The organism is Proteiniborus sp., assembly GCF_040308045.1.
GTDB lineage: Bacteria > Bacillota > Clostridia > Tissierellales > Proteiniboraceae > Proteiniborus.
On record NZ_JAWRHZ010000027.1, the window covers coordinates 1 to 19,335 of the forward strand.

At 31.5% G+C, this 19,335-nt stretch carries 24 protein-coding genes and 2 tRNA genes; 7 read left to right on the plus strand and 19 right to left on the minus strand.

Annotated features, from left to right (window positions below):
* Positions 1 to 64: 64 nt before the first annotated feature.
* The 11 genes from ABV008_RS05185 to rpsF form a co-directional block, all read right to left on the minus strand.
* A tRNA-Glu gene (locus tag ABV008_RS05185) sits at positions 65 to 139 on the minus strand.
* A 1-nt stretch (position 140) separates the two neighbouring features.
* Positions 141 to 216 (minus strand) — tRNA-Lys (locus tag ABV008_RS05190).
* 217 nt (positions 217 to 433) lie between these two features.
* On the minus strand, positions 434 to 1,024 hold the full coding sequence (locus ABV008_RS05195) for a GNAT family N-acetyltransferase (protein ID WP_352418758.1): 591 nt from the start codon (positions 1,022 to 1,024) through the stop codon (positions 434 to 436).
* Positions 1,025 to 1,062: 38 nt separating this feature from the next.
* The gene (gene dnaB, locus ABV008_RS05200; protein ID WP_352418759.1) at positions 1,063 to 2,406 is read right to left on the minus strand and encodes a replicative DNA helicase; all 1,344 of its coding nucleotides are present in this window, start codon (positions 2,404 to 2,406) and stop codon (positions 1,063 to 1,065) included.
* A 156-nt stretch (positions 2,407 to 2,562) separates the two neighbouring features.
* On the minus strand, positions 2,563 to 3,012 hold the full coding sequence (gene rplI, locus ABV008_RS05205; protein WP_352418760.1) for a 50S ribosomal protein L9: 450 nt from the start codon (positions 3,010 to 3,012) through the stop codon (positions 2,563 to 2,565).
* The gene (locus ABV008_RS05210) at positions 3,012 to 5,018 is read right to left on the minus strand and encodes a DHH family phosphoesterase (protein ID WP_352418761.1); all 2,007 of its coding nucleotides are present in this window, start codon (positions 5,016 to 5,018) and stop codon (positions 3,012 to 3,014) included. The genes rplI and ABV008_RS05210 overlap by 1 nt, the downstream gene beginning before the upstream one ends.
* A 21-nt stretch (positions 5,019 to 5,039) precedes the next feature.
* Complete coding sequence (locus ABV008_RS05215) at positions 5,040 to 5,996, minus strand: DUF2232 domain-containing protein (RefSeq protein WP_352418762.1); 957 nt, start codon at positions 5,994 to 5,996, stop codon at positions 5,040 to 5,042.
* 2 nt (positions 5,997 to 5,998) lie between these two features.
* Positions 5,999 to 6,325, minus strand: coding sequence for a MazG-like family protein (locus ABV008_RS05220; protein ID WP_352418763.1), 327 nt, complete (start codon positions 6,323 to 6,325; stop codon positions 5,999 to 6,001).
* Positions 6,326 to 6,525: 200 nt separating this feature from the next.
* Positions 6,526 to 6,759 (minus strand): 30S ribosomal protein S18, encoded by a 234-nt coding sequence (rpsR, locus tag ABV008_RS05225; RefSeq protein WP_074351638.1) that lies wholly within the window; start codon positions 6,757 to 6,759, stop codon positions 6,526 to 6,528.
* 15 nt (positions 6,760 to 6,774) lie between these two features.
* Positions 6,775 to 7,227, minus strand: coding sequence for a single-stranded DNA-binding protein (locus tag ABV008_RS05230; RefSeq protein WP_352418764.1), 453 nt, complete (start codon positions 7,225 to 7,227; stop codon positions 6,775 to 6,777).
* Between the two features lie 23 nt (positions 7,228 to 7,250).
* Positions 7,251 to 7,535 (minus strand): 30S ribosomal protein S6, encoded by a 285-nt coding sequence (rpsF, locus tag ABV008_RS05235; protein WP_352418765.1) that lies wholly within the window; start codon positions 7,533 to 7,535, stop codon positions 7,251 to 7,253.
* A 324-nt stretch (positions 7,536 to 7,859) separates the two neighbouring features.
* On the opposite strand from rpsF, the gene msrA reads away from it, so the two are divergent.
* Together msrA and ABV008_RS05245 are read left to right on the plus strand one after the other, a co-directional pair.
* Positions 7,860 to 8,339, plus strand: coding sequence for a peptide-methionine (S)-S-oxide reductase MsrA (msrA, locus tag ABV008_RS05240; RefSeq protein WP_352418766.1), 480 nt, complete (start codon positions 7,860 to 7,862; stop codon positions 8,337 to 8,339).
* A 27-nt stretch (positions 8,340 to 8,366) separates the two neighbouring features.
* Positions 8,367 to 8,666, plus strand: coding sequence for a hypothetical protein (locus tag ABV008_RS05245; protein WP_352418767.1), 300 nt, complete (start codon positions 8,367 to 8,369; stop codon positions 8,664 to 8,666).
* Positions 8,667 to 8,715: 49 nt separating this feature from the next.
* On the opposite strand, the gene ABV008_RS05250 is transcribed toward ABV008_RS05245, so the two are convergent.
* From ABV008_RS05250 to yedF, 4 genes are all read right to left on the minus strand, one after another.
* On the minus strand, positions 8,716 to 8,925 hold the full coding sequence (locus tag ABV008_RS05250) for a DUF951 domain-containing protein (protein WP_352418768.1): 210 nt from the start codon (positions 8,923 to 8,925) through the stop codon (positions 8,716 to 8,718).
* 227 nt (positions 8,926 to 9,152) lie between these two features.
* The gene (locus tag ABV008_RS05255) at positions 9,153 to 10,028 is read right to left on the minus strand and encodes a mechanosensitive ion channel family protein (RefSeq protein WP_352418769.1); all 876 of its coding nucleotides are present in this window, start codon (positions 10,026 to 10,028) and stop codon (positions 9,153 to 9,155) included.
* A 15-nt stretch (positions 10,029 to 10,043) separates the two neighbouring features.
* Positions 10,044 to 10,310, minus strand: coding sequence for a putative Se/S carrier protein (locus tag ABV008_RS05260; RefSeq protein ID WP_352418770.1), 267 nt, complete (start codon positions 10,308 to 10,310; stop codon positions 10,044 to 10,046).
* Positions 10,311 to 10,322: 12 nt separating this feature from the next.
* Positions 10,323 to 10,925, minus strand: a complete 603-nt coding sequence (gene yedF, locus ABV008_RS05265; protein WP_352418771.1) for a sulfurtransferase-like selenium metabolism protein YedF — start codon at positions 10,923 to 10,925, stop codon at positions 10,323 to 10,325.
* A gap of 394 nt (positions 10,926 to 11,319) precedes the next feature.
* Here yedF and ABV008_RS05270 point away from each other — a divergent pair, with 394 nt between their 5' ends.
* The 4 genes from ABV008_RS05270 to ABV008_RS05285 are packed head-to-tail and all read left to right on the plus strand — an operon-like array spanning position 11,320 to position 14,125.
* Positions 11,320 to 11,721 carry a hypothetical protein gene (locus tag ABV008_RS05270; RefSeq protein ID WP_352418772.1) on the plus strand — a complete coding sequence of 134 codons (402 nt, stop codon included), beginning with the start codon at positions 11,320 to 11,322 and terminating at the stop codon, positions 11,719 to 11,721.
* A gap of 15 nt (positions 11,722 to 11,736) precedes the next feature.
* Positions 11,737 to 12,102, plus strand: a complete 366-nt coding sequence (locus ABV008_RS05275; RefSeq protein WP_352418773.1) for a DUF2089 domain-containing protein — start codon at positions 11,737 to 11,739, stop codon at positions 12,100 to 12,102.
* Between the two features lie 17 nt (positions 12,103 to 12,119).
* Positions 12,120 to 13,730 carry a DUF4097 family beta strand repeat-containing protein gene (locus ABV008_RS05280; protein WP_352418774.1) on the plus strand — a complete coding sequence of 537 codons (1,611 nt, stop codon included), beginning with the start codon at positions 12,120 to 12,122 and terminating at the stop codon, positions 13,728 to 13,730.
* Positions 13,731 to 13,750: 20 nt separating this feature from the next.
* On the plus strand, positions 13,751 to 14,125 hold the full coding sequence (locus ABV008_RS05285) for an SHOCT-like domain-containing protein (protein WP_352418775.1): 375 nt from the start codon (positions 13,751 to 13,753) through the stop codon (positions 14,123 to 14,125).
* 41 nt (positions 14,126 to 14,166) lie between these two features.
* On the opposite strand, the gene ABV008_RS05290 is transcribed toward ABV008_RS05285, so the two are convergent.
* Genes ABV008_RS05290 through ABV008_RS05305 form a run of 4 tightly spaced genes read right to left on the minus strand, consistent with a single transcriptional unit; the run spans position 14,167 to position 17,770 of the window.
* Positions 14,167 to 14,802 (minus strand): hypothetical protein, encoded by a 636-nt coding sequence (locus ABV008_RS05290; protein ID WP_352418776.1) that lies wholly within the window; start codon positions 14,800 to 14,802, stop codon positions 14,167 to 14,169.
* A 24-nt stretch (positions 14,803 to 14,826) separates the two neighbouring features.
* A complete protein-coding gene (locus ABV008_RS05295; protein ID WP_352418777.1) occupies positions 14,827 to 15,516 on the minus strand; it encodes a CvpA family protein in 690 nt (229 codons plus the stop codon).
* Positions 15,517 to 15,555: 39 nt separating this feature from the next.
* Positions 15,556 to 16,671 carry a DUF5711 family protein gene (locus ABV008_RS05300; protein ID WP_352418778.1) on the minus strand — a complete coding sequence of 372 codons (1,116 nt, stop codon included), beginning with the start codon at positions 16,669 to 16,671 and terminating at the stop codon, positions 15,556 to 15,558.
* 28 nt (positions 16,672 to 16,699) lie between these two features.
* Positions 16,700 to 17,770: a YkvI family membrane protein gene (locus ABV008_RS05305; protein WP_352418779.1), complete on the minus strand. Its 1,071-nt coding sequence runs from the start codon at positions 17,768 to 17,770 to the stop codon at positions 16,700 to 16,702.
* A 322-nt stretch (positions 17,771 to 18,092) separates the two neighbouring features.
* Here ABV008_RS05305 and ABV008_RS05310 point away from each other — a divergent pair, with 322 nt between their 5' ends.
* Positions 18,093 to 19,286: a polysaccharide deacetylase family protein gene (locus tag ABV008_RS05310; protein WP_352418780.1), complete on the plus strand. Its 1,194-nt coding sequence runs from the start codon at positions 18,093 to 18,095 to the stop codon at positions 19,284 to 19,286.
* Positions 19,287 to 19,335: the final 49 nt, after the last annotated feature.

Genomic DNA, 19,335 nt, shown 5'->3' on the forward strand with positions numbered 1-19,335 from the left:
AGGGCTCGAACCTATGACCCCCTGCTTGTAAGGCAGGTGCTCTCCCAGCTGAGCTATGCGCCCATGGTGACCCTACCGGGATTCGAACCCGGGTTACCGCCGTGAAAGGGCGATGTCTTAACCGCTTGACCATAGGGCCATGGTGACCCATCCGCGACTCGAACGCGGGACACCCTGATTAAAAGTCAGGTGCTCTGCCGACTGAGCTAATGGGTCTTTTTGAAGACTACTCTTAATATGATACAAGATAGGACATGCAATGTCAACACTTTTTTCAACTTTTTTGTTTACCACAATTTGTACTTAAAAAATAGACCTAGCACATCATTATGCTAAGTCTGTTTTTTTATCCACAATTTACATGCAACATTGGTTTTTTATCCACATATCCACAGACATATGCACAGATGTTCGCTTATATCATGTGGATAAGCTATATAGTTAAGTAATTATTCTGAACCTTCATTTCATAATATCTACAATATATAACATTATTCTTAATAGAAAAAAATTCTTCATCCCATACATAACTGTTATCATCAAATAACTCACTTCTAAAATTTGAGTATTTTGCTTGATATTCACGTATCTTCTTAAATCCACATTTTTCATAACATCTTATGGCTCTTTTGTTAAATTTAGCCACATCTAGATACAAGGTTTTCATTTCCATCACATTAAAATAGTATTCTAAAAGTATCATTATAGCCTCTGAACCATATCCATTATTTAAGATAGTTGGATCAAATACTATCCCAAGTCTTGAAGTCTTCATTAGTTTTCTAATATTCTTTATACTTATATAGCCTATCATTTTGTCTTCTTCATCGAAGACGGAAAAACTCTTTGAGTTTTTATTTGATATTCTATAATTATACCACTGAAGAATTTCCTCATCATTAAGATTTGGAAAGTTATAATCATAAAATAATGGGTCATCATGCTTTCCCCAATTTTGCATTCTATATACGTCTTCATGTCTTAATGGTCTAATCTTTATCCTACTTCCCCTAATATCACACACTATTATCTCCCCCTGATTACAGAGTGCGGTTTTAATTATTATTGTCTAGGTTTTTCCATATTTAAGAACTTAGTATATTCTCCCATAAATACTAATTCCACAGTACCTGTAGGCCCGTTACGATGCTTAGCTATAATAACCTCTCCTATATTTTTCTTTTCAGAATCAGGGTTATAGTAGTCATCCCGATATAAAAACATTACAATGTCAGCATCCTGCTCAATAGCTCCAGATTCACGAAGGTCAGAAAGTATAGGTCTATGATCAGATCTAATTTCAGGTGCACGAGATAACTGTGACAAAGCTATTACTGGACAATCCATTTCTTTAGCTAGCCCTTTCAAACCCCTAGATATTGCTGATATCTCTTGCTGCCTATTTTCGATTCTTCCTTCCCCAGACATTAGCTGCAAATAATCTATCATTATAAGGTCTAAACCTTTTTCTATTTTAAGCTTTCTACACTTTGCTTTCATTTCCATCAATGTAATCCCTGGTGTATCATCAATAAAAATCTTAGCTTGAGATAATGGTCCCATGGCCCTTACAAGCTTTGGCCAATCATCTTCATTCAGTTTTCCATTTATAATCTTTTGAAGTTCTACATGTGACTCAGAGCTCAACATACGCTGTACCAGCTGCTCCTTGGACATTTCAAGACTAAATATGGCTACTGAAGCATTTCCTTTAAGTGCAGAGTTAACTGCAACGTTAACTGAAAAAGCTGTTTTCCCCATTGACGGTCTAGCTGCTACAAGCACAAGATCTGACTTTTGAAGACCTGATGTTTTTTGATCTAAGTCAATGAATCCTGTAGTAAGCCCAGTTAAGTTACTATCATTTAATGCCATTTGTTCAATTCTTGAGAAGCTTTCCAGTAAGACTTCCTTTATTGGATCTAAGCCTTCGCGGCTTCTTTTTTGTGTAATATCAAATATCTTTTTTTCTGCTACATCTATAATAACATTTATATCCTCGTCTGCATCATATCCTTTAGCTATAATATCATTGGAAGCATTTATTAGTCTTCTTAATATGGACTTTTCTTCAACTATCTCACAATAAAACCTAATGTTAGCAGTAGTTGAAATAGCCTCAGATAAATCTGCAAGATATAAAATTCCTCCTATTGCATCTAGTGTATTTCTTTTTTTGAGTTCCTCTGAAAGAGTAATTAAATCTACTGGTTCATCTCTATTATATATTTCTAAAATCGATTCATATATTTCTCTATGAGCTTCTTTATAAAAATCACTTGGTCTCAATATCTCTGTAGCTGTAACAATAGCATTTTTATCAAGTATCATAGAGCCTAATACTGATTGCTCTCCTTCAATACTGTGAGGAGGTATTCTTCCTAGTGACTGTATTTCATTTGACATGTTATCACCTCAACTTTACATTCAGAAAATCCCAACCTCTATAATAATCTATGAATAAACTAGGTCTTCATTTTGATGGGGTTTAAGCAATATATTTGTATATAAGAAACACAAGATACTAGATGAAATGCACATCGAGTATCTTGCTATGTCTAATTATTCCTCAGTTACTTTTACTTTTAATTTTGCAGAAACATTAGGATATACTTTTACTTCTACAATAGTGACTCCTAAGTTTTTAATATTTCCACCTTCGAGATCCATCTTTCTTTTATCAATATCAATCTTATGTTGTTTTTTAAGTGCTTCTGAGACATCCTTTGTAGTTATTGAGCCAAACAGTTTCCCATTTTCCCCTGCTTTTCCTTTTAACTCTACTGTAAGCTCAGATATTTTTTTTGCTAATTCCTTAGCTTTACTAAGCTCTTCTTCTTGTCTTAATTTTTTTGCAGTTTTCTGTTCTTCTAATACTTTTATATTTCCCTCTGTAGCTTCCTTGGCAAGATTTTTAGGGAATAAAAAGTTTCTTGCATATCCATCCTTTGCATTTACTACTTCTCCTTTTTTACCTAATCCTTTTACATCTTGAAGTAATATAACCTTCATTATTTCTCACCTTCCTCAAAATATTCTCTTATAGCTTGCTTTAATATTTCTTCTGCCTCATCTATATCAACATTATCCAGTTGAGCACCAGCCACTGCTAAATGACCACCACCGCCTAGCTTTTCAAGTATGAGTTGCACGCTTATATCTCCTAAAGACCTCCCACTAATATGAATTCTACCTTCGTTAACAGCTAAAACAAAAGACGCAATTATCCCATTAATATTAAGAAGATCATTAGCAGCTTCAGCAGCTATGAGTACTGAATCCTTACTCTCTGTTCTTAGCTTCGATATAGCTATTTTATCTTCTATTATCCTAGCTTCTTTAACTACCTCAGCCTTTGCTATAAATGTATTTATATCATCTTGAAAAAGTTGTCTTACAGAAGTAGTATCAGCACCAGCTCTTCTTAAAAAAGATGCAGCCTCAAAAGTTCTAACTCCTGTTTGATAAGTAAAGTTTTTAGTATCTACACTAATACCTGCCAAAAGTGCTTCCGCCTCAAACTTATTGATATCTAGCTTTTCTCCCATATAATAAAGTATCTCTGTGACTAACTCACATGTAGATGAAGCATAAGGTTCTAGATAGGACAATACAGGATCCTGTATAAAATCTGCACCTCTTCTATGATGGTCAATAAGCACAACTTTATCAATGATTTCTAAAAGCTGTGGTGCTTCAGTGTAGCTAGGTTTATGATTGTCCACTAATACACACAGAGATTCTTTATCAGCCATACTTCTAGCTTGCTCAGGTGTGATTATGTCCTCTAAATACTCTGGATGTTCAGCTTTAAGTTTGTCAAATATATTTTTAATTGATGGGTTTGTTCCACTTAAAACTATATAGGCTTGTTTATTCCTGTTTCTTACTGCCCTATATATCCCTATGGATGCACCAAAGCTATCCATATCTCCAATCTTATGCCCCATAATAAAAACTTTTTCTGATTGGTCTATAAGCTGCCTTAATGCATGAGCTATTACTCTAGCTTTTACTTTAGTTCTTTTTTCAACAGCCTTGCTTTTCCCTCCGTAGAAGCTTAATTTATCTATTCTCTTTACAACAGCCTGGTCTCCACCCCTACCTAAGGCTATATCAAGAGCAGCACTTGCATATTCATATTGTTGATTGAGACTTTTACCATTTACACCTATGCCTATACTAAGAGTTACTGGTATTTTATTCCCTAAATCAATATCTCTTACATTATCTAAAATCTCGAATTTTTTCGTTTCTAGATTATCTAGATGTCTATTTTCAAATAGTATTAAATACTTATCATTTTCATATTTTCTTATAAATCCACTAGTTCTTGCTGCTAATGAGTTAAGCATCTTATCAATTTCAGCAAACACTATTGGTCTATTTGCTTCATCTGTATTATTTCTAACATCTTCATAGTTATCTATTTGTATTAAGCCTACATTTACTTTTTCATCATTATATTTAGTTTTTAAAGTTGTAAATCCTGTATTGTCTATCCAGTACAACATTATTATATATTCTTCTCTGCTTTCTCTTCCACTATTTTTTCTAACTATATTATATAAAACTTTATAATACTTGTCCTCGAAAGACACTTCTATATGAGTATCTTCTTTTTTGTTCATAATACTGTCTATACTAAAACCATGTATTATATCTCCAATGTTTTCTTCTAATAGATTTTTTGAATTAGTCATCTGAAGAAACCTTGTATTGTACCAGCTAATGGTGCCATCAGTTTCTACCATTACAAAAGGAATTGGTAAGTTTATTATAGCATACTTAGTAGCTGTATCTATTCCAGTAGTTAAACCTTCTATATATTTAGTCCATTCTACCCTTTTAAGATGGATGTTTTTCCAATGATAATATATTAAATACGCTAAAAGAATGATTCCTAGGACAGCAATCTTAGGTTCATAAAATGCTATTATAGCAATTAGTACTCCAATTATGAGTAAGTATAGCTTCGAATCTGGGACTAGAAACTTGAATATTCTTTTATTTGACATAATACACCCTCCCCAAGGAGCTTATTCCACCTTTTTCAATTTCCTAAAGTTAAGAATCACATCTAACAAACCAATAAAAGTAATTATTAGACTTAATGGTACATTTATAATAATTATAAATATGAGTATAAATTTCGTAACTTTGTGTATGTTTCTTTTATTCATCAAAAAAACTAAAACAGATAAACCTTGCATGAAAAAGACAAAGGATATTATAATTATTGTATTAATAAATATTGTCTCATAGTAGAAAAGCTTCATATATCTAATTACCAAAGCCGCTGCAATAATTACTACAGAACCCATTATTATATTGCTAGGAAGATTAAAAAACATAAATCTAGGTACTTCAACTGTTTTAAAGCCTAGTCTCTTTAATATTGCTGTAGACATCCAATAGTTTATGTATACAATAAAAACAGATGAAATTATAAGAGTAGTAGGTATGATTATTATTATATACTCTACTGTTGCCATTAAAAAATCTTTTATCATATATAATTGTTGAGTAGAAAACTCCATTTCCCTCAGTATATCTAGCTGGAGTTTCATGTTTTCTGTTAAAAAAGTATTGATCTGGGTGAAAAAGCTAACACCTGTTATATACCCACTAATCACTACAGTCAACAATGTAGTAACTATGGTAACTATAGTACCTCCGATCAATATTTGTTGTGGTTTATATTTTTTGTTTATCATATAAGTTATAGTAATAGAAATCAGCCCAAATACTAAAAATATTAGAATCCCAGCAAACATATCAATAAGTATTCCTATTAATACACTAGATGCTATGATTGAGTAAATATTGTATTTTGTCTTGTGCTTCACTCCAAGAATTACAAAAGGAACCGGATAAAACAGGATTATTACTGGAAATGTACTGTATCCAATGATGACAAGTAAAGTCATAAATGTTGTTATAATTGCAGTTTCTGTAATTCGTGTTGTTTTTTCTCCTAAGTTCAAATCCTTCACCTCTATCCTCTTTTTCTCTTAAAATATTCTAATAGGTCGCTGAGATCCCCATACCATTTTTCTATTTTATGATCCTCTACAAGTCCTAACTTAGTTTTTTCTTCTATCTTTGCATCTATGCTTTCGTATGAAGCTCCAAGTCTCTTACCAAGTAAATATGCTACAAGTATTATGTTTGACAATATATCAAGCATTGCTTCATGGCTATTTTGAACTCCTTTTGCTAAAAGCTCATATAGTGAAGCAATTGCTGTCAGCAACTCGCTCTTTAGCCATTCAATAACTTTTATGTTTTTTGTTATATCTATATTCTTATCATTAAGTGACATGATTAATACCCCCCATAATACATTATATCAAATCTACCGTTCTTTAACTATTTATATTTTGCACATTGTGATTTATTATAATAAAAAAGGCTTCAATCGAAGCGTTAAAAAATTAAGAAAATTTGCCATCCTAAAAATAAAAGAGATATACTACATATTATATAATATATCTCTCTTGTATACTATTTAAATTATTAAAATTAGTCTGCTGTATATGGTAAAAGTGCAACTTGTCTTGCTCTTTTAATAGCACGAGTTAGTTGTCTTTGATGTAAAGCACAGTTTCCTGAAATTCTTCTAGGAAGTATTTTTCCTCTTTCAGTAACATATTTTTTTAGCTTATTTACATCTTTATAGCTTATGCTAGTAGCATTATCTACACAAAAACTACAAACTCTCTTTTTTGTTCTAAACTTTCTTCCTGGTTGTGCCATTCTTTTTCCCTCCTTCTAGAATGGAATGTCATCATCGTCTGTGGGATGGAAACCATCCATATCTATATCTACATTGAAATCTTTGTTTGCGTTAAAATCTCTATTTGTATTTTGGTTACCCTGTCTAGTTTCTCCCCATTCAAGGAATTGAACTCTATCTGCTACTACATCTGTTGTATATCTCTTCGTTCCATCTTGAGCATTATAACTTCCTGTCTGAATACGTCCTTGTACTGCTACTAATCTGCCTTTAACTAGATATTGTGCACAGTTTTCAGCCTGTTTTCCCCAAACTACAATGTTTATAAAATCTGCCGTAGGTTGTCCTTTACTCTCAAATTCCTGCTTTTTTTCTCTCGATAAGTCTTTGTCCACCGCTATGCTAAATCTAGAAACTGCCATTCCACTAGACAGATATCTCAGTTCAGGGTCTCTTGTCAATCTCCCAATGAGTATTACACTATTCACAATTACACCCCCATACGGCTTTATTATTCTTCTTCTCTAATTATCATATGTCTGATTACATCATCTGTAATCTTAGCAATCCTGTCTATTTCATCTACAACATCTGCACCAGAAGTGATGTTTAATAGTACATAGTAACCTTCTTGGTAATCGTTGATTTCATAAGCAAGCTTTCTGCTTCCCCATACATCAACATTATCAACTGTACCATTTGTCTCAACTATGCCTTTAAATCTTTCAACAAGAGTGTTTCTTGCTTCTTCTTCCATGTTTGGTGCAAAAATTAAAACAACTTCATATTTTTTCATGTGTTTCACCTCCTTTTGGACTAAACGGCCCTATTTTTTTAATAGAGCAAGGATAACGTACTACATCACAGTATTATATCACTTATTATGTATAAATACAACAAATATTATTGTAAATTTTGATTTCGCTATAATTACACTTTTTCATAGATTTACCTTTTGATTCCTCTAAAAAACATATCTTTAAATAGTTCTTGTGTTTTTTCTATTTATAGCTACCTCTTTATAGTTTTTAAATTTTTCTATAAATATTGATAAATACACTTGAATATCGTGTATAATATTACTATGCTATATTTCTAAAATAATTGGAGGTGCCTACTAATGAAGGAAATCATATTGGCCGGAGGATGCTTTTGGGGTGTAGAAGAGTATATGTCTAGAATAGATGGGATAGTAGAAACTAGAGTTGGTTATGCTAATGGTATAACTCATAATCCTAGCTATGAGGATGTATGCAAGGGAAACACAGGTCATGCAGAAGCTTGCATAGTCAAATATGACGAAAATGTTATTTCATTAGAAGAGTTGTTAGATAGGTTTTGGAAAGTTGTAGATCCTACATCCCTAAATAAACAGGGTGGAGATGTAGGGCATCAGTACAGAACTGGAATTTATTATATAGACGATAATGATTTGCATATTATAGAAAAGTCTTTAGAAAAAGAACAAAAAAAATATGACAAAAAAATTGTAACAGAAGTAGAGCCTTTGAGCTGCTTCTATGACGCAGAAGAATATCACCAAAAATATTTAAAAAAGAACCCTGGAGGCTATTGTCATATAGATTTACGTTCTATGTAAACAATAGATTTAGCGAGGTGAAGAACAATGGATAAAGAGTTTTTCCAAACTTTCTTAACAAGATTTAGAGTAAACTGTAATTTAAGAGCAGGCTTTTTACCTATTAATTATAAAGATATGGGATTCCCTTTTAGAATATACAAGGGAGCCTATAACGATACTAGAGAAGAGTTAATTAAGGAAGAGAATTCTACTGATGAACAATTAAAAACAATTGATGAAGCCTATGAAGTATTTATGAAGCATTTAGAGGAATCTGAAGATTATAGTATTGCAGAAAAAGAAATGATAAAATGGTCTGAAAATCACAAACCCTTAAGCAAATAGCCAAGGGCTTGTTTTTTATTCTTTTCCATATTTTATTCTTTTCCATATTTTATTCCTCAATAAAAGGCTCTAAATTGCTACTTATGATTTTTTTTACTCTTTTTTCAAAATCTCTTCTAGCAATCCATACCTGACGTTCACAACCTAAACATTTAAGTTTAAAATCTACACCTGTCCTCAGAACTTCCCACTTATTTTCTCCACATGGATGAGGCTTCTTTAGCTGAACCACATCTCCAACATTGTATTTTACAATCATCTAATCCCTCCCAAACTTAAGCAAATTGCCAAAATATTTTATGACCTAACCCGATTTCCTGAATGCTTTTATCAGGAAATCGTAGGTAGGTCAAATACAATTATTAGCAACCCTATTTTAGGTTTTTGATCGGTGTGTCCATTAGGCCAAATTTGTGTTGCGAAACTGCGGATTTTGTGCAAGTTGCTTATGAAGTAGCTTGATTCATAAATACATTATATTATATTTTAGCTATTTTGTGAACTTTTATCCACTTTGCCTTTTTCAATAACAACTCTTTTAGGATATGGAATCTCTATATCTGCCCTATCAAATTCATCTTTAATTCCTTTTCTTATCTCTCTTTCAACAGCCCACTGCTCCATAGGCTTTGTTTTTGCTATAACTGTAAGCTGTATTCCAGATTCACCTAGATTAGTTACTCCTAAGACTGTAGGCCCTTCAACTATATTATCATTCTCTGCAGATAGCTTTTTGGACAGTTCAGATAAAATTATAAGTGCCCTGTCTACGTCTTCTTCGTATGCAATTTCTACATTAACTAAAGCTCTCATAGAGCCTCTACTTAAGTTAGTTACAGTTTGTATATTTCCATTTGGAACTATATGGAGTTCTCCAGAAAATGCTCTTATCTTAGTGATTCGTATACCTATTTCTTCAACTATTCCATCAAAATTGCCTGTTTTTATATAATCACCTACGGAGTATTGATCCTCAAATAGTATAAAGAATCCTGTTATAATATCCCTCACTAAGCTTTGAGCTCCAAAACCAATTGCCAAACCTCCTATCCCAGCTGTAGCAAGAATAGATTCTATAGGTAGTCCAAACTCTTTCAATATAGATACTGTCCCTATAAAGTAAAATACATATTTTGTGATACTCTTTAATATAACTGCCAAAGTATTTGATTTTCTTTCTTCAATTTTAAACCTTGAATTATGCCTTTTTGTAAAAAACCTATCAATTAAAGAATACGAAAGACTTATTACTATCTTCATAAGAACAAATATGATTACGGCCCTTATCAGCTTTCCGTATATATTCAATTGCCCACTAGGTCCTAGTAAAAATTCATAAACACTGTTGAATGTTTCTTTCAAGTCCTCACCCCTAAGCTAATTAATTTTACTCGCAGATCTACCTGCATTATTTTTTACTAGCTTATATATACCCCTTATAGATAAAGAATACTCTTTTAATATATTCTTTATCTGTTCAAAAAGTTCTGGATTAAACCTTATGGATAATCCACAGCTAGCAGTTATTTCCCTAGGAGTTGGTATTACTTTTATATCAATATCTTTATCTCTTAAAACCTTTTCTCCTTGTATTGCATAGTGTGTTGAATCAAATGCTATTACATAGTATACTTCTTCCTTCATGTTACCATCCTTTTATAATGTTATTGTGTTTGTAGCGTTTTTCATTTTTTCTACAATAGTATACATGTTTGTTATCTCTCCTACAGCTAGCTTGTCTTTTAATTTAAAAAAGTCAAGACAAGTTCCACAAGAAAGTATCTCTACACCTTCTGATTGAAGCTTCTTTAAATCATCTAATACTGGTGAACCCTCTACTGTAAGTTTTACACCACCATTTAAAAATAATAATGTTGAAGGAAATGGTATCGACTCTGTAAGAGTATATATATATCCTTTAATAAGTATATCTCCAAGCTCTTCTGAGCCATCTCCTAGTCTATCCTTACTAAATACTATTGCCATATCTTTAAATGTATTAGGAACACATGCATTAACTTCTTCAGTTTTTTCAGTTGAGTCTCCCTTTGAAATATGGATATAGTACTCATTTGATACTCCCTTATCTACTATATATTCAAGGTTTAAGCTTTTAGCAAGCTTTGAAACATTTTCTTTTGCAACCTCATTATCCACAATAGTAGTAATTACACCTTCCGCTATTTCATCTAATGCTTTTTTTGTCATTATAACAGGTTTTGGACAAGCTTGATTTCTAGCATCAACTTCTTTTTTCATTCAATATTCCTCCTAAATCATCTTTAAGTCTCTATATATAATAGTATAATGTTTTTTTATCTATTTTTGGACATCTATTTGTATTATCTATAATCACCGTTTTAACTATAGGTTTTGTCTATAGTTAATTTTCGTAAAGTTAGTGCTTAATATTTTTAATTTACATATTAATATTTTTAAAATATGTATTGACATTATTAATTTATAATAATATTATATAGTCAAAGGGAATAGTAGATATAAAAAACTCATGAAAATACGAGTTAATAACTTACTATTAATATTTAGATTAAATATAATCATATTAATTTAATTCGTCTTATTTTATTATACCCTATTTTTTTGAAATAAAGAAAAGTGTTTAAAATTATTAAGGGTGAGGGAGGGAGTTTTCTTGAAGGAGGAAATAAGAAATATCCTAACTAGGCTTGAAATAGGGGAAATAAGCTCTAGGAAAGCTATAAAGCTTATAAAAAACTTAAACGAAAACAATATAAACAAAAGAAAACCCGCAAATAAAATTAAAATATTAATAATAGATGGGGATGATAATAAAAAAATTAATCTACCAGGCATACCTTTCTGGTTAGCAACGTTTTTAGGAAAGCTTGGAATTATAATAGCCCCTCTAGCAATTAAACGCAGCCAACACATAGATCAAGATGCTAAAATTGCCCTTGAAGCTATAAAAAATATAGACATCAAAGAATTCATTGATGCAATAAGAGAATGTGGTCCCTTTGATATTATTGATGTATGTGATGATAAAGATGTAGTCAAGATATCAGTCTTGTAGAGAAAGGTGGATAATATGAAAAAAGAAGCATTAGGAAGATGTCCTGTTTGTAATCATGAAATGGATGTGACAAAGCTTCACTGTAATTACTGTGATACAACTATAGAAGGAAAGTTTACCTTATGCAAGTTTTGCAGATTGACTGAAGATCAGAAAAACTTTGTAGAAGTATTTATTAAAAATAGGGGTAATATTAAAGAAATTGAAAAAGAACTTGGTATTTCTTATCCAACAGTGAGAAGCAAACTAGAAAATGTAGTAGAAGCTTTAGGATATAGTGCTAAATACGGTCCTAAAGTAGACAAAAAAGAAGTTCTTGCCAAACTTAGTGCAGGTGAAATAACTGCCGAGGAAGCAGTAAAGCTTTTAAAAGAGGAATAGTGTAGGAGGGATTTGTAGTGAGTGAGGAAAGATTAATGGTACTTACAATGCTGCAAGAAGGTAAAATCACAAGTGAGGAAGCATCAAAGCTTCTTCAAGCACTAGATGAAGTAGAAATAGAAGAAGAACTCCATAATCATAGTGAAAATCTGACAGCTCATGGTGAAGATGGTGGCACTGAAACACAAGCATCTCACAAGAATGACAAATATACTGGTTTTATTCTAGAGGAAGGTCAAGAAGTTCGCAGCTCAAAAGACAAAATCACCCAAGATAGAATAGATAAGTTTAACAACAAAATGAAGGAAAAAAAAGATAAAATGGATAAATTTAAAATTAAAGTAGAAGAAAAAGTGGATAAAATTGAAAAACACAAAAAAGAATCAGAAGACAAATCAGAAAACCTGAAACATTTAGATAATGACTCCCGCAAAAAAACGGATGACTTCGGTGAGGAAATGGATGACTTTGGTGAAAAAATAGGTGCTTGGGGAGAAAGTTTTGGTGAAAAAGCAGAAGCCTGGGGCGAAAACTTCGGTGAAAAGATGGGCAACTGGGGAGAAAGCTTCGGCGAAAGAATGGGGAAAGTTGGTGAAGAATTAGCAGAAAGCGCCACGTCAATTACAGAGAAGGTTCTTAAAATGGTAGATGGATTTATTGGAGAAGGCTCCTTTAGTATATTTCCAGGTAGCTATGAAACTATAATTGAAACCATAGAAAGAAACATTTTTGGAATGGATTCTCTTATTCTTGAGATACATGGAGTAAATGGTAAAATAATACTTCACTCTGGCGAAGGCGATAATATCCGTATAAAAGCCAAATGCTCTGTTAAAAAATCGTTATACGATAAAAGCCAACCAGTATATGAAGTTATAGAGCAAGATAACAAGTTAGTATTTAAACCTAGATATAGCAACGGGATAGGCACAAGCCTTGAAGTATATATTCCTTCTTTTAATTACGACAAAATTTTTCTATTAACCTCTAATGGAAGAATTGAGACCAGTGATGCGAATACTAACGAACTTATACTAGATACAAATAATGGTTCAATCAAAATACAAGATATTGACTCTAATAGAATAATAGCATGCACTAACAATGGCTCAATAAATATTGAAGCTACATGTTCAAAAAGAATAGAATTAGATACATCTAATGCTACTATAAATGTACGAGATACTAGCTGTGAAAGTATAATAACCACTACAAAGAATGGTAGAATATCAATCATGGATGTGCAATCTAAGGAAATATCCTTAACTAGCTCAAATGCATCCTTAAGAGTAGAAGATTCAATTGCATCGTCTATCTTTACTAAAACTTCTAATGGAAGTATTAAGATTTATGACATTGAAACATCAAGCTTAAACAGAGTTGAAGCATATACTTCAAATAATTCAATAGAGATTAATATTGATGCTCATCATAAAGCATATAATTTAGACGCTCAGACTTCAATGGGACGAATAGACATAGAAATACCTAATCTTATATATGATTTAAATAAACAACACAGTCCTGGTAAGCAAAAAATACTAGCACATAGCGCAAACAATACTGAAGCTGAAAATCAAGTTAATATTATTGCTTCAACATCAAATGGTTCCATAAGGATAATATAATTTAAAGGGGGGTTATGAATATGACTTATTTAAGGGAAGAAAAGATGCAAATACTTAAAATGATAGAAGATGGCAAAATAACATCTAAGGATGGACTTGAGCTCTTAAGTGCACTAGAAGAAAAAGAAGATCTGCCATTAACAAAATCATCTAAATGGTTGAAAATAAAAGTACATGAACCAGATGATAATACTAAAGTTAATGTAAATATTCCCCTAGCTTTAGTAGATGTAGGACTAAAAATGGCTACTAAGATCTCTCCTGAATTAAAAAACTCAGACCTTAAAGACATTGATTTTAATGAAATCGCTGAGTTAATTAAAAGCGGAGCAGAAGGCAAGATAGTAGATATTGAAAGCGACAACGGTGAAAGAGTAGAAATAGTAGTTGAATAAAAACAAGGTGCATATCAATATTGATATGTACCTGTTTTTATTCATTGAGTCTTATGATTTACATTATCAAATATTATCTTAATACCTATAATTATTAATAGAGAAGGCCAAGCATAGGATATTATCTTCCACAAGCTAGACTTGATTATATCGTTAGATATTAGGTATAATAATCCTGCAAAGCTAATCAAAATAGTCCCTGGAATTAAAGGCCAGCGACTACCTCTTTTCATAAATTCAGCAAAATATATTGCATAAAAGGACAATCCTAATAAAAAGAAAAATGCCCAAGACATTTCACCATGATATACACTAGATATTAGTGTGTAAATGCCTATGGATGGTAATATAAAACCAGGGAATACAAAACCCATTATCCTTTTTGAATAATATAAAATCAGAAAAACTATGCCTAATCCAACTAAAAATGTAAAGCCAGCAAGGTCTATTTTAGTTGAAAAAAAGTCATCAACCACAGATGTCGCTCCTACAACAAGTATGACCATTCCAGTTATCAAACTCCAGGTGTATTTTCTGCTAAAATATATAGCTAAGAAAATCAATCCAACTAAAATCAATAAAATATTACCAGAAAATAAATCAGTATTTAGTAGAAATACAGCAATTCCTATTAAAATAAGAATAATTCCTATTAAATTATAATTTTTCTTTTCCAATTTATATCTCCCCCTTGTGAAGATTTACAAAATTACATTCTTTAAATACTTTAATAATATGTTATTATCATATAAATAGTACCCTATCTCTGAATCAAAGATTCCTTCAGCCAAGAATCCACTAGGTGCTACAGAAATAAAAGGAGTAAGTATGGCTAATATTATTAGTATAATCAACATACCTTTAATGAGGCCAAAACCAAGTCCAAATATTTTATTAAACTGCTTTAGCAAAGGAAGCTCTGAAAATAAGCTTAAAATTCTAACAACAAAAATAATAGCAATTCTTGCAATAACAAAAGCAATAATCAAACTTATTACATCAATAAATATGCGAGTCAAGGCCTCAGACATAATATCTATGGCAGTTTCTGATAACTCAGATGTATAGGACCCTACCTTTGGACTTTTTAATATCATATCTATCAATGGTTTCGGTAAATTCAATCCTTCAAACAAAGACACAGAGCTAATAGCATCTGATTTGTCTTCAAAGGTGGAGTACAATCTTTTATCGACAAAACTTCTTAATTTATCATACATGCTTTGGTTATTCAATATAAATTGAGCTACTATTGGATAATATAATCTGGCAATAAAATAAGATACTATGAGTCCAACAAGATTGAAAATTGAAATAATAAAGCCTTGATTAAACCCAACTATGGAATTTATAGCTAGGATAGCGAAAATGCATATATCTACCCAATTCATTTGAGCACCTGCCTTTTTATGTTTTCTTTAGTCATTCACTTATTCCTTCTTATTTGATAATTTTCCTACTAATAAACTTTTTTCAGTAAATACAAGAATATTGTTTTTTTCAAATACTAAGTTCTCAATTTTGTCTTCGCATCTATAGTTTAAGAAGATCTTATCTTCATGGATTCCTATTAGTCTATCATCTCCAGTTAAGAAAATATTCCCTTTGCATATATATATATTGCTATAATAATTATCTAGCCCAAGTCTATTTTTAATCTTTCCATTTGGCTCTAATACTTCTATATAATCCTTGTCCTCTCCATAAAGTAAATATATTTCTTTTTGCTTTGTATCCACTTCTACATCTTTTAACCTGCCTTCAAGCTCCTTACTCCATAGCAATTCATTCTTCATATTTAAACTCATTATTTTACTGTCGCTTATAACAAGTATAGTATCATTATCTATAAAAGCTGTATCAAGGATAATCCTGTCTGTGAAATCCTTTTTCCATAAAAGCTCTCCCTCTATGGTATATAACAAAATGCTACTTTGAAGGTTATTGCTCGAAAAATCCAATGTAACAAGTGTGAATTTTTCTTTATTAGAAAAAATATTGCCAGATAAGAGCCTACCTTTGTCCACAATTGTATTAGCTAAAAGAGAGCCATTTTCACCTAAAATGTTTATCTGGTCAATTTGTTCGCCCGCTTTAGTATAAATGATTAAAAGACCATTTCTCTCTACAATTTTATCTATTGACTGCCTTGCTTCATATGTCCATAGTTTTTCACCTTGAGTATTTAGAGCAACAATGTGACCTTTATCTTTATCACAAATATAAATAATATTCTCACCAAAGTGAGTTAAAGAGGCATTAAATTCTATATCCTTTGACCATAATTTATTTCCTAAAAAATTGTATGAAGTTATGTTTTTATTATCGGAGTTAATAATGATTCCATTATAATCCTTTGTCTCTCCATTTTCAAACCAAGGAATATCTGTCTTTTGAACTAACTCTAATGACTTTTCAGTCTGCTTAAATAGATTTTGGATCTTGTCCCTAATTGATTTACCAAAAAACATCAAAGCAATTATAATTATAGTTAGTATTATCCATATTAGCTTCTTTCCTTTACTATTCTCTTCTTTAGCTATCATAGAATATTCCTCCCATCTTAATTATAATTCACTTTTGCTTGCATAAATTCCTTCTACATACACTTATAATACCGAAAATTTGATTTGTAATAATATAAATAAGTAAAAATAACCCTATATATCCGTATAAGGGGTATAGCTTTGACACTAAACTAGAAAATCCTACTTTTGCAAAAGGTATAGCGATTATACAAAAAACCCCTGAAATAAACAATTGATTTCCCTTAAAAGAAGAATAAACTCTGTTTACGCAGCCAAAGCCACTGGCAATAGCAGTAGTAAACATTGCAAGCCATAATATAATTGAATATATATATCCACACCAACTACCTAAACGTTGTGCAACCTTTGCCATGGGTACCTCTATATTATATACATCAGTATATAATATAAGAATTGATAATAAAATAAATATGGCCATAATCCCAAGACCGAGTCCTCCTAAGATTCCTCCTTTTAAAGCTTGTTTCTTATTAGTAATGATAGGAAGCAGGGAAGTCATCATCACAATTGCAGAAATACTATTATAGCTTACATAAAGAATAGATGATGTTATCCAGTTTCCAGTTTTAGTAATATTTGCTCCATGAAAATTACTAAGCACAAATCCCTCTTTCGCCATTACAGTTGACCCTACTAAAACAATTCCTATAATCAAAAATGGAACGACTAATTTATTTACAAAAGATATTCCTTTTACGCTAAAGGCTAATGTAAGAAAACACAAAAATGCCATAAGATATATTCCAATATTATCAGATATGTTAAGCTGCTCTTTAAATATTGCACCACTTCCTGCAAGCATAATGCAAAATCCAATAAAGAGAAAAGAGATTACTATTAATTCTATGATTTTGCTTATTCTTCGTCCAAAAAGAGGTGTTATATATTCACTATAACATGTAATTCTATTTCTATATACACTTAGTAACACTACTGCTCCCAAAGCTGAAAATAAAACTGATGCAAGTATAATACCAAATATGCCCTTATATCCAAACACCCCAAAGAATTGTATGATTTCCTGGCCTGATGCAAAGCCAGCTCCTATTACAGTACCAATATATACACTTGCCAAATCTCTCCATGAGTTTCTCATAAACAAGCCTCCTAGTCATAGTTACTAAATTCTATGATTAGCATACTTGTCTTATTATTGAATTAGAGTAGCCTTTCGTATAAATGTTAAATTGAATCCAAATTTACACCAATCTGTATAAAGCCTATAACCTATCCCCATATTTACTTTTCTCCATAAGGGTATATATGTATATATCTTATAATAATAATATCAAAAAGGAGAGCTTCTGCATACTTAAGTTTAACCATTTTGTCATACTTTTTTCTAATAATATGATGTATGATGTATATAGTAAATACTTTCTACATAGCAATGAATGTACTCATTAAGGAGGATTGAGATGAAAAAAATAATAGTATTTATAATTAGTTTAGTTATAATATCAAGTTTTGCTTCAGCAGATAGAATGCCAGAAACAACATTTAGCCATATACAACTGGCCCAGCTAGATGATGTCATTAATGAAAATACAGAAGATGATAGTGATGGAAATGAAGGTGAAAATAACGATGTTAATCAAAATAATGAAGAAAAAAGCACTGAACCTAAGGAATTTATGCAGGAAGACAAGACAGAGTCTAGTGAAGACAATCAAAATGAAGAACCCATTGAAACAGAGGAGCCTATCACAGAAACTTCTAAACCTACTGAGACTCCAATTGAAGACAATAAGCCCTTAGAGCCAGAAAAAAAAATACATCCTAAACCAGCACCTAGTATAATCAATTCTCTAAATAAAGAAAATGCATGGTCCAACAAAACAGTCTATCTGACTTTCGATGATGGACCTAGTTCTCTTACTAATAAAGTCTTAGATTTATTAAAAAAAGAAGAAATTAAAGCTACTTTCTTTGTTATAGGTACTAAAACAGAAGAAGGAAAAACCCTTCTTAAAAGAATAGCAAAGGAAGGTCATGCTCTTGGTAATCATACTTATAGCCATAATTATAATTATATATATAGCAATGTAGATAATTTCTTTGATGATTTATATAAAAATGAAAATATAATATATGAAGCTTCTGGAAAGCGTCCTAAAATAATTAGATTTCCTGGGGGCTCAAATAATGCCGCAACTAAAACTGAAAAAGGGAAAAAAGTAATAAATGAAATAATGGATAGGCTTGAAAAGGAAGGATACTTACACTTTGATTGGAATGCCAGTAGTGGTGATGCTTCCGCAGTATCTGCTTCTGTAGATCAAATAATCAACAATACACTGACTTGGATTAGTAGAAAAGATACAGCAGTAGTACTTTTTCATGATACTGCTGCAAAAACTAATACTCTAAAGGCCTTACCAATTATAATAGATAAGCTTAAATTCTTAGGCTGTAAATTCGAAATCTTAACTACAAGTTCACCACATATAGCTTTTGTAAAGAATAGTAATAGTAATGGAGCAGTTCCTGCTAGTACTAATACGACTTCAAACGATACTAATAATAGAGGGAGAAAACCACCTTATGTTATTAAAAAGCTTATGAAACTAGATATGGAAATGGAGGAAAGATTTTTAGAGAACGGACATTAATATGCATTCTATAGTCCCAGAAAATCGCATTGGGTCAAGTATGACCCAA